The organism is Paenibacillus sp. FSL R5-0636, from assembly GCF_037974255.1.
Taxonomy (GTDB): Bacteria; Bacillota; Bacilli; order Paenibacillales; family Paenibacillaceae; genus Paenibacillus_AQ; species Paenibacillus_AQ odorifer.
Genome location: NZ_CP150232.1, coordinates 6,382,702 through 6,395,742, shown reverse-complemented (window position 1 = coordinate 6,395,742; position 13,041 = coordinate 6,382,702). Strand labels below are relative to the sequence as shown.

Genomic DNA, 13,041 nt, shown 5'->3' with positions numbered 1-13,041 from the left:
TAATGCTATAATAGACAAAAACTCCGGAAGAATTCTCCTCCGGAAAGGAAACAGAGGTGCTTTCCATGCTGACTAGGGAACATATCCAGGAAATACTGCAGTCATTAACAGACCCGGAAACCGGAAAAAGCCTTGTGGAACTACAGCTGATCCGTGACATTATGATTAAAGAAGATCGTATTTCTTTGTCAATCGTATGTCTGGATCCTGAAGAGCAAAGTCGCATGGACCTAGAACAACAGGTTCGTGAGTTGCTTGAAGCGGGTGGAGTCACTAATGTACATATCCGGCTGCGTGATGCAACCGATTATGAACGTGCTCTGCTTCGCGGAGAGAGTGCTGGGGAAGAGCCATTGGCTGATGAACCGGGGAAACTTAAGGGACATGCAGCAGGCCTTGACGATCATGAATTAATCAATGAGAACTCTGGTGTTAACTTTATCGCCATTGCCAGTGGTAAAGGCGGGGTTGGAAAGTCTACGGTTACTGTGAATTTGGCAGTAGCTCTGGCTAGAAAAGGTAAAAAGGTTGGATTGATTGATGCGGACATTTATGGGTTTAGCATCCCTGATATGATGGGAATCGAAGAGGGCCCCGTTGTAGAAGAGGGAATCATTATGCCTGTGGAACGTTTCGGAGTGAAGGTCATGTCTATGGGCTTCTTTATCCGTGAGAATAGTCCGGTAATTTGGCGGGGACCTATGCTTGGCAAAATGCTGCGCCAATTCTTTGGTGATGTGGGCTGGGGAGAACTTGATTATATGCTGCTTGATCTTCCTCCAGGTACAGGTGATGTGGCGCTTGACGTACATCAGATGCTCCCTCACAGCAAAGAGATTATTGTTACGACCCCTCATGCTACCGCAGCGTTTGTGGCGGCTAGAGCGGGCTCTATGGCTCTGCAGACAGAACATGAGATTATTGGAGTCATTGAGAACATGGCTTATTATGAGTGTAAAGACTGCGGTAAAAAAGATTATATTTTTGGCAGAGGTGGAGGCGCGCGGCTTGCAGAGACACTCCATACGGAGCTGCTTGCACAAGTTCCATTGGGCGCACCGGACAACCATATTTCTGAACCGGATTTCTCACCTTCTGTATACAAGGAAGACACACCAACTGCCTTGTTGTTTGCTGATATCGCCGATAAGCTGATTGCGAAATATGAGCACTAATTATTGTGCATAAAAAGAGGCCATCCCACTTTGTTAGGTGGGATAAGGCCTCTTTTTTGTTATGTGCTTGAATCATCGCCGCTACCGCTGCCACTTTCACCACCGCTGCCGCTGCCTTCCTGTTTATCGCCGCTTTCGCCGCCCTTTTTCTGTTCCTTTGGTTCGAGCTCGTCCTGAACGACCTTTTTAAGTAAATTCAATACCTCCATCCGGAATAATGGAGTCTGCATAGATTCCTGGATGGTCTTCATGGATTGCTTTCGGTAGTCAGGTGTTTTGGTTAGATTAAGAAACATGGTCATCATTTCTGGAGACTTCATGATTTCTTCGACGGATTTTTGATATGTGGGATCTTTAATTAGTTGCAGGTGCAATTCTTTGCTTTGTGATTGAATGGCTTTAGCAAAATCGCCTGCAAACTTGGGATCAGTCATAATTTTCTCGATTTCCTTTTGATATTCCGGTGCAGTGAGGGTATCTTTAACAGCGGTTTTTATATCCTCTGTTGTTTGAAGTGGCATCATTTTCATACTCATTCCGCTGGTGCCTCCAGAACTGGAATTTGATAATGATTCCTCAACTGCTTTTTTTCCATCTTCACTTTTTAATATATCAATAACCATGGTCTTCATTTCTTTATAACTGCCCTGACCAGAAGAAGAACTGCTCTGCTCACTTCCGCAAGCCGTTAAGGCCATAACAAAGCTTAAAGCCAAACCCACAGATCCGATAAATCTCCATTTCATTGGCGCTGCCCTCCTTTATTAGGATTCTCCAGTTGTATTATGCCGCATTAACACACATTTATGTTGCTGATTAATGGTGTTTTGTCGGTATCCTTGGTAAAATAAATCTGACATAGGGGAGGTGAAGTGGCTGACTATAAAAAAATGGTTTTATTTATTTTGGACAACCCTTCTAATAGGAGCGGGCGGAGCAGTAATCGCAGGTCTGGCACTGCAATTCGTGAACGGTCGAATTGATTTCAAAAGTGTCGCTGATTTCTTTTTATACCCGCTGATACTATTCGGCTACGGTATGCTTGTCAGTGTTTATGCGCAACTTGGTTTTTTTGCTTATCTAATTTTGAATTACATGGGCAATGGTGTTTTCCCACCAAAAATTTGGAAATACATACAACTGGTGCTTTCTGTGCTCGCATTGCTTGAACTGATTTTTTTGCGTACCGTCGTTGGCGGGGAAAGAAGTGTCTTGTCTGATCTAATATTAGGAATCTTTATTTTGTTAGCTGCCATTATTGTGTCTTATTTCAAAGTGAAAAGTACAAACATCTCAGCTTGGATTCCAACCCTCTTTTTTATGACAGCTATTTCAATTGTGGAAATTATCGGCGTGCTCCGTATAGGTGTTGATAGTGCGACAGTGTTTATTGTTGTTCCGCTTATCGCCTGTAATGCATTCCAAATTTTGATGCTTCACCGTATTCTCAAGCCGGCAGCCGGATAAAGGCTGGGGCGAATTCAGCAAATCATGAACCCCGTGCTCTGGCCTTCAGAAGACGGGGTTTTTTGCTCTAGAATGTATCCTAACGATTAAAATCCGCTGGAGGAGGTTAATCTTAAAGAACAATAGAGCGGATTCTTTGTGTGTAGCAACGCTCACAAAACTAAGTAGATGCTTCCGAAGCGAGTTTTGTACGTAGTAATACAAAGCGTAGCATCGCTCACAAAACTTTCAGGAGGGGAATATATGGACATCAAGCGCTATATGATAAAAGACACAAATGAAATCCAGCTTAACAAGCTGGACCCGGACGATACAGGTAATTTTAAATCAAAAAAAGAAGCAGAAGCCAAAACAGAGCAGTTAAAGGAACGGTTGGCAGAACTTCAAGATATTCTTTTTGCACAGAAAAAGCATTCACTGCTAGTAATTCTGCAAGGGATGGATTCCAGCGGTAAGGATGGAACGGTTAAACACATTTTTTCAGGGATCAATCCACAAGGCTTTATAGTGACCAGCTTCAAGAAACCTTCTCTGGAGGAAGAAGCTCACGATTTCTTATGGAGAGTGCATCAAAAGACACCCCCTAAAGGCTACATCTCTGCATTTAACCGCTCACACTATGAAGATGTATTGGTACCGCGGGTACATGGGGGACTGAAAAAGGATGACTTGAAGCGCCGCTTTCGTTACATACGGCAGTTTGAGGAGATGCTGGTGGAAGAGGGAACGACAATTATCAAGCTTTTTCTGCATATTTCAAAAGAAAAGCAGCTTAAGAAAATCAAAGAACGGCTTGAAGATCCCAAAAAACACTGGAAATTCGACGCAAGTGATCTACAGGAGCGGGAGTTTTGGGATGATTACCAAGAGGCATATGTAGATGTTTTTAAGGAGTCTAGTATTGATAAAGCACCCTGGTACTGGATACCAGCCAATCATCAATGGTACCGCAACTATTTGGCCTTATCCATCGTTGTAAAGACACTGGAGAGTCTGGATCTGAGCTATCCGAAGCTGAATACCCCCACACCCGACATATCGGAGCTCATTTCCCCGCGTCATTAATATTTGGATAAGACCAACATCTATTGCGGTACCTAAGATTGGGAGGAGCGTTACAGCCCAGCAGCATCCTCTAAGGCACTATTTAGTGAGGCCGAGTCACGAACCTCTTTACCCTCTGCGTTGCTTTGGCTGATCAGCTCAGAGACGGTAACGAATTCATAACCTTGTCTGCGGAGCTCATCGATAATTTGCGGAAGAGCTTCGTGAGTTTGTTTGCAGGAATCGCTGGCATGCAGTAGAACGATATCACCAGGATGTGCTTTAGTCGTTACACGCTTCACAATATTGTCTACACCTATGTTCTTCCAGTCTAGAGAGTCTGTGTCCCACTGGATGACTTTGTAACCAAGATCATTGGCCACTTGCAGAACTCTTTTGTCAAAATCACCATTAGGCATACGAATTAGATTGGGTTCTTTACCGGTTAATTCTGTAAGCACAGTGTGAGCTGTTGTGATCTGAGTGCGAATCTCTTCGTTACTTAGAGTGCTGTAATTGACGTGTTTATGGCCATGACTGCCAATTTCGAATCCTGCGTTTTTGATGCTTGTTACAATATCGGGGTGAGTCTTACTCCATGGTGACGATAGGAAGAAGGTGGCTTTGTCCACTTTCTTGTCTTCAAGTACCTTCAAAATTGGTTCGGGTCTCTTTTCCCCCCAGCTAATATCGAAGGTTAGGGCAATCAGCTTCTTCTCTGTTGGCACACTGTAAATGGCAGAAGGTCCAGCCTCAGAAAAAACGGTGATATTACCCCTCTCGACATAGACAACTCCAGCAGCAAGAAGCACAGCGGCGAAGATATAGATGAACCTTTTGATCTTTTTGCCGCTGAATACATAAAAAGAATTCATTAATGACAGCGCTCCTCTCCCATGCGAAATGCTTGTTTGTTCTAAATGTATGCTCGTACCGCACGGTTATGACCTAAGAAACAGAGATCACAATTTCAGGAGGTATTTATGTTGTCGTTCTTCACGTTTGTTAAAGATATTAAATCGATCCGCAAGGCTTTGCTGCTGTCCTGTCTGCTCTTCGTAATAGGAGCGGTTGTTGGCTGGGTAGCCACAAGTAGTCTGGAAAAACTATTGGTTCAGCAATTGGAAGGGCTAAGTGAGATCAGCGGAAACTTAAGAGACACCTCTAATCCGCAATGGAACTTCTTTGTATTTATATTTCTGAATAACGCCATCAAGGGCGTGGTTATTATTTTCCTGGGAGCGTTGTTCGGCATATTGCCAGCTATATTCTTATTTATAAACGGAGCGGTAATTGGCTACTTGATACATTTATCCGCACTGCAAGGACAGGATTTGTTCGATTTAATCGTAAAAGGATTACTGCCACACGGGATTATAGAGATTCCGGCAATCATTATCGCGTGTGCCTTTGGACTGCATTATGGCGGGAAAGTGATTTCAAGTTTATTTCGATCTACAGATAGAAAAGAGGAGAGAAGCGCAGACTGGTCTGCTTTCATGCGTCAAACACTTACGGCTTCCATATGGACTGTAATCCTGTTATTTGTTGCAGCCATTATTGAAAGTACAATTACTTTTTCACTTTTATCATAAAACTTCCGGGAATAGAGCATAACATTAAGGGCGTTCATCCAAGGATTGCCTAAAGGTAAGGAGTATATAATCGACACGAAACCATAAAGGGAATTTTTAATAATTATGGTTATAAAAAGAGGACTCCGGTTAATCTAGTGTAAGAGGATCTTAAGGCAGCTTTCTCCATGAGATGTACTTACTGATTATGCAAAAAGGTTTTGGGGGTTTAGAGAAGGTGTTAATTGCAACTTCATGAAGGAGGCCAAGCATATGTTGGGAATGTTGTTTAACGAAAAGGAATGCAAGGAACTGGATTATGTTTTGAGAAAAGAACTAGATGAGATGCTGTTAGATTTGAGTGATCAGCGCTTGGACCAAAATATCAGGCACGCCATCGCTAATAGATATAAGACTGTATTCCGGATGTATGCTCGCTTCGCTCCTCAGAAAGAGCTTTCCAAGTATGCATGGGGTGGACGTTCTTCTCAGTATAAACACTGAAGATATACGAGAATTGCTACAGTTTTATAAAGTTTTCAGATTATTTAATAAAATAGCTTGACTAAAAAGGAGTGCTCATGATAAATTATATCTCGCGCTCCTTTTGCTTGTGTAAAAGGGAAGCGGAAGGCAAGAAAAATTGAAAAAAAAGATTTTTCAAAAAAAAGACTTGCCAAACAGCTTAACACTGTGATATATTATAAAGGTCGCCGCTGATAAACAACGACGACGAAATGAGAGACATTGATCTTTGAAAACTGAACAACGAGTGAGTAGGAAATCACGCAAGTGAGGTCCAAAATTAGAGAATTAATTTTCTCGTCAGATGTTTCAAAATGAGCATTTCGCTCTTTTCAATACTAATTGGAGAGTTTGATCCTGGCTCAGGACGAACGCTGGCGGCGTGCCTAATACATGCAAGTCGAGCGGAGTTATTTTGAAAGCTTGCTTTCAAAATAACTTAGCGGCGGACGGGTGAGTAACACGTAGGCAACCTGCCCTTCAGACTGGGATAACTACCGGAAACGGTAGCTAATACCGGATAATTTCTTTTTTCTCCTGAGAGAAGAATGAAAGACGGAGCAATCTGTCACTGAGGGATGGGCCTGCGGCGCATTAGCTAGTTGGTGGGGTAACGGCCCACCAAGGCGACGATGCGTAGCCGACCTGAGAGGGTGAACGGCCACACTGGGACTGAGACACGGCCCAGACTCCTACGGGAGGCAGCAGTAGGGAATCTTCCGCAATGGGCGAAAGCCTGACGGAGCAACGCCGCGTGAGTGATGAAGGTTTTCGGATCGTAAAGCTCTGTTGCCAGGGAAGAACGTCCGGTAGAGTAACTGCTACCGGAGTGACGGTACCTGAGAAGAAAGCCCCGGCTAACTACGTGCCAGCAGCCGCGGTAATACGTAGGGGGCAAGCGTTGTCCGGAATTATTGGGCGTAAAGCGCGCGCAGGCGGCTATTTAAGTCTGGTGTTTAAACCTTGGGCTCAACCTGAGGTCGCACTGGAAACTGGGTGGCTTGAGTACAGAAGAGGAAAGTGGAATTCCACGTGTAGCGGTGAAATGCGTAGATATGTGGAGGAACACCAGTGGCGAAGGCGACTTTCTGGGCTGTAACTGACGCTGAGGCGCGAAAGCGTGGGGAGCAAACAGGATTAGATACCCTGGTAGTCCACGCCGTAAACGATGAGTGCTAGGTGTTAGGGGTTTCGATACCCTTGGTGCCGAAGTTAACACAGTAAGCACTCCGCCTGGGGAGTACGGTCGCAAGACTGAAACTCAAAGGAATTGACGGGGACCCGCACAAGCAGTGGAGTATGTGGTTTAATTCGAAGCAACGCGAAGAACCTTACCAGGTCTTGACATCCCTCTGAATCTGCTAGAGATAGCAGCGGCCTTCGGGACAGAGGAGACAGGTGGTGCATGGTTGTCGTCAGCTCGTGTCGTGAGATGTTGGGTTAAGTCCCGCAACGAGCGCAACCCTTAACTTTAGTTGCCAGCAGGTAATGCTGGGCACTCTAGAGTGACTGCCGGTGACAAACCGGAGGAAGGTGGGGATGACGTCAAATCATCATGCCCCTTATGACCTGGGCTACACACGTACTACAATGGCCGGTACAACGGGAAGCGAAGCCGCGAGGTGGAGCCAATCCCATCAAAGCCGGTCTCAGTTCGGATTGCAGGCTGCAACTCGCCTGCATGAAGTCGGAATTGCTAGTAATCGCGGATCAGCATGCCGCGGTGAATACGTTCCCGGGTCTTGTACACACCGCCCGTCACACCACGAGAGTTTACAACACCCGAAGTCGGTGGGGTAACCCGCAAGGGAGCCAGCCGCCGAAGGTGGGGTAGATGATTGGGGTGAAGTCGTAACAAGGTAGCCGTATCGGAAGGTGCGGCTGGATCACCTCCTTTCTATGGAGAATCGTCTTCTGCAATGAGGACATTCAAATCGGAAGCTAAGCTTCCATAATAGAACCTTCGGGTTCGAACACTCACTCGTGTTCAGTTTTGAAAGAGCAAGTCTCTTTCGCATGCGTTTGGTGGCGATAGCGGAGGGGTTCCACACGTACCCATCCCGAACACGACCGTTAAGCCCTCCAGCGCCGATGGTACTTGGACCGAAGGGTCCTGGGAGAGTAGGACGTTGCCAAGCGGACAACCAATTCATTGGTTGATTCACAATGTTATATATGTTATATGGGCTTTTAGCTCAGTTGGTTAGAGCGCACCTCTGATAAGGGTGAGGTCGGTGGTTCGAGTCCACCAAGGCCCACCATATAACATTATAGAGTGATTTTATGGGGCCATAGCTCAGCTGGGAGAGCGCCTGCCTTGCAAGCAGGAGGTCAGCGGTTCGATCCCGCTTGGCTCCACCATAAATTTTTAAATGAATAACTTTTTTAACTTGATCCTTGAAAACTGGATACCGAAACGAATTTGCGTTTTAGAACATCTTTTAGCAACTTGTGCAAACAAGTAAATGTTATTAGTGAGATTTTTCTTCGGAAGAATCAAGGTTAAGCTAATAAGAGCACACGGAGGATGCCTAGGCGCCAGGAGCCGACGAAGGACGTGGCGAACAACGAAACTGCCTCGGGGAGCTGTAAGCAAGCTTTGATCCGGGGGTGTCCGAATGGGGAAACCCAGCTGTGGTAATTCGCAGTTACTCATACCTGAATACATAGGGTGTGTAGAGGCAGACCAGGGGAACTGAAACATCTAAGTACCCTGAGGAAGAGAAAACAATAGTGATTCCGTCAGTAGCGGCGAGCGAACGCGGAACAGCCTAAACCTAAGAGCTTGCTCTTAGGGGTTGTGGGACGTCTCACATGGAGTTACAAAGGAATATGGTAGGTGAAGAGGTCTGGAAAGGCCCGCGATAGAGGTAAAAGCCCTGTAACCTAAACTGTATTCTCTCCGAGACGGATCCCGAGTAGTGCGGGGCACGTGAAACCCCGTATGAATCCAGCAGGACCATCTGCTAAGGCTAAATACTACCTGGCGACCGATAGTGAAACAGTACCGTGAGGGAAAGGTGAAAAGCACCCCGGAAGGGGAGTGAAATAGAACCTGAAACCGTGTGCTTACAAAAAGTCAGAGCCCGATCTATGGGTGATGGCGTGCCTTTTGTAGAATGAACCGGCGAGTTACGTTTAACATGCAAGGTTAAGCCGAGAAGGTGGAGCCGCAGCGAAAGCGAGTCTGAATAGGGCGATTGAGTATGTGGACGTAGACCCGAAACCGTGTGATCTACCCCTGTCCAGGGTGAAGGTGCGGTAACACGCACTGGAGGCCCGAACCCACGTACGTTGAAAAGTGCGGGGATGAGGTGGGGGTAGCGGAGAAATTCCAATCGAACTCGGAGATAGCTGGTTCTCCCCGAAATAGCTTTAGGGCTAGCCTCGGTATAAGAGTAGTGGAGGTAGAGCACTGATTGGGTGCGGGGTCCGCAAGGATTACCAAGCTCAGTCAAACTCCGAATGCCATATACTTATTGCCGGGAGTCAGACAGTGAGTGCTAAGATCCATTGTCAAAAGGGAAACAGCCCAGACCATCAGCTAAGGTCCCCAAGTGTGTGTTAAGTGGGAAAGGATGTGGAGTTGCACAGACAACCAGGATGTTGGCTTAGAAGCAGCCACCATTGAAAGAGTGCGTAATAGCTCACTGGTCGAGTGACTCTGCGCCGAAAATGTAACGGGGCTAAACACACCACCGAAGCTATGGCTAGATACGTATGTATCTGGGGTAGGGGAGCGTTGTGTAGGGGTTGAAGGTGTACTGAAAAGAGCGCTGGACACTACACAAGTGAGAATGCCGGTATGAGTAACGAAAAGATCAGTGAGAATCTGATCCGCCGAAAGCCCAAGGTTTCCTGAGGAAGGCTCGTCCGCTCAGGGTAAGTCGGGACCTAAGGCGAGGCCGAAAGGCGTAGTCGAAGGACAACAGTTTGAAATTACTGTACCACCGTAATCCGCTATGAGCGATGGGGTGACGCAGGAGGGTAGTGACGCGGACTGATGGATGTCCGTCTAAGCAGTGAGGCTGATGTGTAGGCAAATCCGCACATCATTAAGGCTGGGCTGTGATGGGGAGCGAAAATTGTAGTAGCGAAGGTCATGATCTCACACTGCCAAGAAAAGCCTCTAGCCAGGAGAAGGTGCCCGTACCGCAAACCGACACAGGTAGGCGAGAAGAGAATTCTAAGGCGCGCGGAAGAACTCTCGTTAAGGAACTCGGCAAAATGACCCCGTAACTTCGGGAGAAGGGGTGCCCCGGTAGTGTGAATAGCACGAGGGGGCCGCAGTGAAAAGGCCCAAGCGACTGTTTAGCAAAAACACAGGTCTGTGCGAAGCCGCAAGGCGAAGTATACGGGCTGACGCCTGCCCGGTGCTGGAAGGTTAAGGGGAGTGGTTAGGGGTAACCCGAAGCTATGAACCGAAGCCCCAGTAAACGGCGGCCGTAACTATAACGGTCCTAAGGTAGCGAAATTCCTTGTCAGGTAAATTCTGACCCGCACGAATGGCGTAACGACTTGGGCGCTGTCTCAACGAGAGATCCGGTGAAATTTTAATACCTGTGAAGATGCAGGTTACCCGCGACAAGACGGAAAGACCCCATGGAGCTTTACTGCAGCTTGATATTGAATTTGGGTACGATCTGTACAGGATAGGTGGGAGCCGTAGAAATCGGAGCGCAAGCTTCGGTGGAGGCGCCGTTGGGATACCACCCTGATCGTATCTAGGTTCTAACCTAGTACCCTTACCGGGTACGGGGACCGTGTCAGGCGGGCAGTTTGACTGGGGCGGTCGCCTCCTAAAGAGTAACGGAGGCGTTCCAAGGTTCCCTCAGAATGGTTGGAAATCATTCGCAGAGTGCAAAGGCATAAGGGAGCTTGACTGCGAGACCTACAAGTCGAGCAGGGACGAAAGTCGGACTTAGTGATCCGGTGGTACCGCATGGAAGGGCCATCGCTCAACGGATAAAAGCTACCCTGGGGATAACAGGCTTATCTCCCCCAAGAGTCCACATCGACGGGGAGGTTTGGCACCTCGATGTCGGCTCATCGCATCCTGGGGCTGAAGTAGGTCCCAAGGGTTGGGCTGTTCGCCCATTAAAGCGGTACGCGAGCTGGGTTCAGAACGTCGTGAGACAGTTCGGTCCCTATCTGTCGTGGGCGCAGGAAATTTGAGAGGAGCTGTCCTTAGTACGAGAGGACCGGGATGGACGTACCGCTGGTGCACCAGTTGTTCCGCCAGGAGCATGGCTGGGTAGCTACGTACGGACGGGATAAGCGCTGAAAGCATCTAAGCGTGAAGCCCCCCTCAAGATGAGATTTCCCAATTAGTAAGACCCCTTGAAGACGACGAGGTAGATAGGTTGGAGGTGGAAGTGCAGCAATGCATGGAGCTGACCAATACTAATCGGTCGAGGGCTTATCCTATACTTAGAATGCAAATTCGTTTCGGATTCAGTTTTCAGGCGATTAAGCCTGAGCATTTACGCTGTAAATGCCCGTTTGGTGGCGATAGCGGAGGGGTTCCACGCGTACCCATCCCGAACACGACCGTTAAGCCCTCCAGCGCCGATGGTACTTGGACCGAAGGGTCCTGGGAGAGTAGGACGTTGCCAAGCGGATATTCCCTGATAGCTCAGTTGGTAGAGCACTCGACTGTTAATCGAGTTGTCACAGGTTCGAGTCCTGTTCGGGGAGCCATGCTCTCATAGCTCAGCAGGTAGAGTGCTTCCATGGTAAGGAAGAGGTCACCGGTTCGAATCCGGTTGAGAGCTCCACAGATTTGCAAGGCCCGTTGGTCAAGGGGTTAAGACACCTCCCTTTCACGGAGGTAACATGGGTTCGAATCCCATACGGGTCACCAACTTTTACTTGTACTTACCCTTAGAGGGTCCCATAGATATGGAGGCTTAGCTCAGCTGGGAGAGCATCTGCCTTACAAGCAGAGGGTCGGGGGTTCGATCCCCTCAGCCTCCACCATAATCTTCCTAAGAGATTATGGGCAACATAGAGGTACCATCAATGGGGATTAGCCAAGCGGTAAGGCAACGGACTTTGACTCCGTCACTCATAGGTTCGAATCCTATATCCCCAGCCAAGTGCGAGCCATTAGCTCAGTTGGTAGAGCACCTGACTTTTAATCAGGGTGTCGAAGGTTCGAGTCCTTCATGGCTCACTTTTATTATTATCATGCGCGTGTGGCGGAATGGCAGACGCACCAGACTTAGGATCTGGCGTTTCACGACGTGGGGGTTCAAGTCCCTTCACGCGCACCACTTATTGCGGACGTGGCTCAGCGGTAGAGCATCGCCTTGCCAAGGCGAGGGTCGCGGGTTCGATTCCCGTCGTCCGCTCCATAATTTTGCGCCCTTAGCTCAGCTGGATAGAGCGTTTGACTACGAATCAAAAGGCCGGGAGTTCGAATCTCTCAGGGCGCGCCATTTTTATTATTAAGCAATTATAGTATTTATAACGGGATGTAGCTCAGCTTGGTAGAGCACCTGGTTTGGGACCAGGGGGTCGCATGTTCAAATCGTGTCATCCCGATTTTCACCTTTGCGGGTGTAGTTCAATGGTAGAACTTCAGCCTTCCAAGCTGATAGCGTGGGTTCGATTCCCATCACCCGCTCCATAATTTTATAGTAACGGGATGTAGCTCAGCTTGGTAGAGCACCTGGTTTGGGACCAGGGGGTCGCATGTTCAAATCGTGTCATCCCGATACTCAGCTTAATCGCTGCTCAAAAGCTCTTACTTCGGTAAGGGCTTTTTTGTTATGTATTGAATAAACATATAAATACAGTCGAAGAACGTATGTTCTATTATTCCTCCAAAAAAAATCGGACTTCCGGTGGAATTCCAATCCGTAGATAATAGTTTCTCCATGATTCCTCTTGTTCGGGGCTTCTGCCCGAAGAAAGTAATTTTACAGCAAAGACATTAGCTTGACGTTCAAGCTTCCCAGGAGAGAAATAGGAGCTTTCCTCCAGAAAAAAGCGATTGATCCCCTTGTGAAGCCGATCATGCCCTAATTCATGCGCACAAACGAAGCGCTGCCATTCTACAGGCAACTCATTATGAATGACGATAAACCTTCTTCTTAGTTTTCGATAATATAATCCCTTTGTGCCAGTCCCCAGGTTCATGAAACGAATTTGAATGCCTAGTGCTGCGGCAAGCTCGAACGGGCAGTTGGTTTTATATTTTTTAATCAGACTATTGATCAGTTCATCCATGTTCTTCACCTGCAGCATGTTAG

At 47.4% G+C, this 13,041-nt stretch carries 8 protein-coding genes, 14 tRNA genes and 4 rRNA genes; 23 read left to right on the top strand and 3 right to left on the bottom strand.

Annotated elements, in window-relative coordinates:
• Positions 1-65: 65 nt before the first annotated feature.
• Positions 66-1,175 carry an Mrp/NBP35 family ATP-binding protein gene (locus MKX34_RS29270; RefSeq protein ID WP_076296939.1) on the top strand — a complete coding sequence of 370 codons (1,110 nt, stop codon included), beginning with the start codon at positions 66-68 and terminating at the stop codon, positions 1,173-1,175.
• A gap of 59 nt (positions 1,176-1,234) precedes the next feature.
• Here the strand turns inward: MKX34_RS29270 and gerD are convergent, their stop codons facing one another.
• Complete coding sequence (gene gerD / locus MKX34_RS29265; RefSeq protein WP_036680627.1) at positions 1,235-1,921, bottom strand: spore germination lipoprotein GerD; 687 nt, start codon at positions 1,919-1,921, stop codon at positions 1,235-1,237.
• A 130-nt stretch (positions 1,922-2,051) separates the two neighbouring features.
• Between gerD and MKX34_RS29260 the strand changes: the two genes are divergently transcribed.
• The gene (locus tag MKX34_RS29260) at positions 2,052-2,642 is read left to right on the top strand and encodes a KinB-signaling pathway activation protein (protein ID WP_076296942.1); all 591 of its coding nucleotides are present in this window, start codon (positions 2,052-2,054) and stop codon (positions 2,640-2,642) included.
• A 243-nt stretch (positions 2,643-2,885) separates the two neighbouring features.
• Positions 2,886-3,707, top strand: a complete 822-nt coding sequence (locus tag MKX34_RS29255; RefSeq protein WP_052097348.1) for a PPK2 family polyphosphate kinase — start codon at positions 2,886-2,888, stop codon at positions 3,705-3,707.
• Positions 3,708-3,757: 50 nt separating this feature from the next.
• Here the strand turns inward: MKX34_RS29255 and pdaB are convergent, their stop codons facing one another.
• The gene (pdaB, locus tag MKX34_RS29250) at positions 3,758-4,561 is read right to left on the bottom strand and encodes a polysaccharide deacetylase family sporulation protein PdaB (RefSeq protein ID WP_036680629.1); all 804 of its coding nucleotides are present in this window, start codon (positions 4,559-4,561) and stop codon (positions 3,758-3,760) included.
• Between the two features lie 108 nt (positions 4,562-4,669).
• Here pdaB and MKX34_RS29245 point away from each other — a divergent pair, with 108 nt between their 5' ends.
• From MKX34_RS29245 to MKX34_RS29150, 20 genes are all read left to right on the top strand, one after another.
• Positions 4,670-5,281, top strand: coding sequence for a stage II sporulation protein M (locus MKX34_RS29245; protein WP_076296940.1), 612 nt, complete (start codon positions 4,670-4,672; stop codon positions 5,279-5,281).
• 252 nt (positions 5,282-5,533) lie between these two features.
• The gene (locus MKX34_RS29240; RefSeq protein ID WP_036680631.1) at positions 5,534-5,764 is read left to right on the top strand and encodes a hypothetical protein; all 231 of its coding nucleotides are present in this window, start codon (positions 5,534-5,536) and stop codon (positions 5,762-5,764) included.
• 360 nt (positions 5,765-6,124) lie between these two features.
• A 16S ribosomal RNA gene (locus MKX34_RS29235) occupies positions 6,125-7,682 on the top strand.
• A gap of 124 nt (positions 7,683-7,806) precedes the next feature.
• A 5S ribosomal RNA gene (gene rrf / locus MKX34_RS29230) occupies positions 7,807-7,923 on the top strand.
• A gap of 46 nt (positions 7,924-7,969) precedes the next feature.
• Positions 7,970-8,046: transfer RNA gene (locus MKX34_RS29225), tRNA-Ile, on the top strand.
• 24 nt (positions 8,047-8,070) lie between these two features.
• Positions 8,071-8,146: transfer RNA gene (locus tag MKX34_RS29220), tRNA-Ala, on the top strand.
• A gap of 139 nt (positions 8,147-8,285) precedes the next feature.
• A 23S ribosomal RNA gene (locus MKX34_RS29215) occupies positions 8,286-11,212 on the top strand.
• 74 nt (positions 11,213-11,286) lie between these two features.
• Positions 11,287-11,403, top strand: a 5S ribosomal RNA gene (gene rrf / locus MKX34_RS29210).
• Together the 16S, 23S and 5S rRNA genes with 14 tRNA genes alongside form the textbook arrangement of a ribosomal RNA operon.
• Before the next feature lie 6 nt (positions 11,404-11,409).
• Positions 11,410-11,485: transfer RNA gene (locus MKX34_RS29205), tRNA-Asn, on the top strand.
• Between the two features lies 1 nt (position 11,486).
• Positions 11,487-11,562, top strand: a tRNA-Thr gene (locus MKX34_RS29200).
• An 11-nt stretch (positions 11,563-11,573) separates the two neighbouring features.
• A tRNA-Glu gene (locus MKX34_RS29195) sits at positions 11,574-11,648 on the top strand.
• Between the two features lie 40 nt (positions 11,649-11,688).
• Positions 11,689-11,764 (top strand) — tRNA-Val (locus MKX34_RS29190).
• Between the two features lie 43 nt (positions 11,765-11,807).
• Positions 11,808-11,882: transfer RNA gene (locus MKX34_RS29185), tRNA-Gln, on the top strand.
• A 5-nt stretch (positions 11,883-11,887) separates the two neighbouring features.
• A tRNA-Lys gene (locus MKX34_RS29180) sits at positions 11,888-11,960 on the top strand.
• 16 nt (positions 11,961-11,976) lie between these two features.
• A tRNA-Leu gene (locus MKX34_RS29175) sits at positions 11,977-12,060 on the top strand.
• Positions 12,061-12,066: 6 nt separating this feature from the next.
• Positions 12,067-12,141 (top strand) — tRNA-Gly (locus MKX34_RS29170).
• 7 nt (positions 12,142-12,148) lie between these two features.
• Positions 12,149-12,225 (top strand) — tRNA-Arg (locus MKX34_RS29165).
• Positions 12,226-12,257: 32 nt separating this feature from the next.
• Positions 12,258-12,331: transfer RNA gene (locus MKX34_RS29160), tRNA-Pro, on the top strand.
• 11 nt (positions 12,332-12,342) lie between these two features.
• Positions 12,343-12,416 (top strand) — tRNA-Gly (locus MKX34_RS29155).
• Positions 12,417-12,430: 14 nt separating this feature from the next.
• A tRNA-Pro gene (locus MKX34_RS29150) sits at positions 12,431-12,504 on the top strand.
• A 100-nt stretch (positions 12,505-12,604) separates the two neighbouring features.
• Here the strand turns inward: MKX34_RS29150 and MKX34_RS29145 are convergent.
• A complete protein-coding gene (locus MKX34_RS29145; RefSeq protein ID WP_036681396.1) occupies positions 12,605-13,018 on the bottom strand; it encodes an ImmA/IrrE family metallo-endopeptidase in 414 nt (137 codons plus the stop codon).
• Positions 13,019-13,041 lie beyond the last annotated feature (23 nt).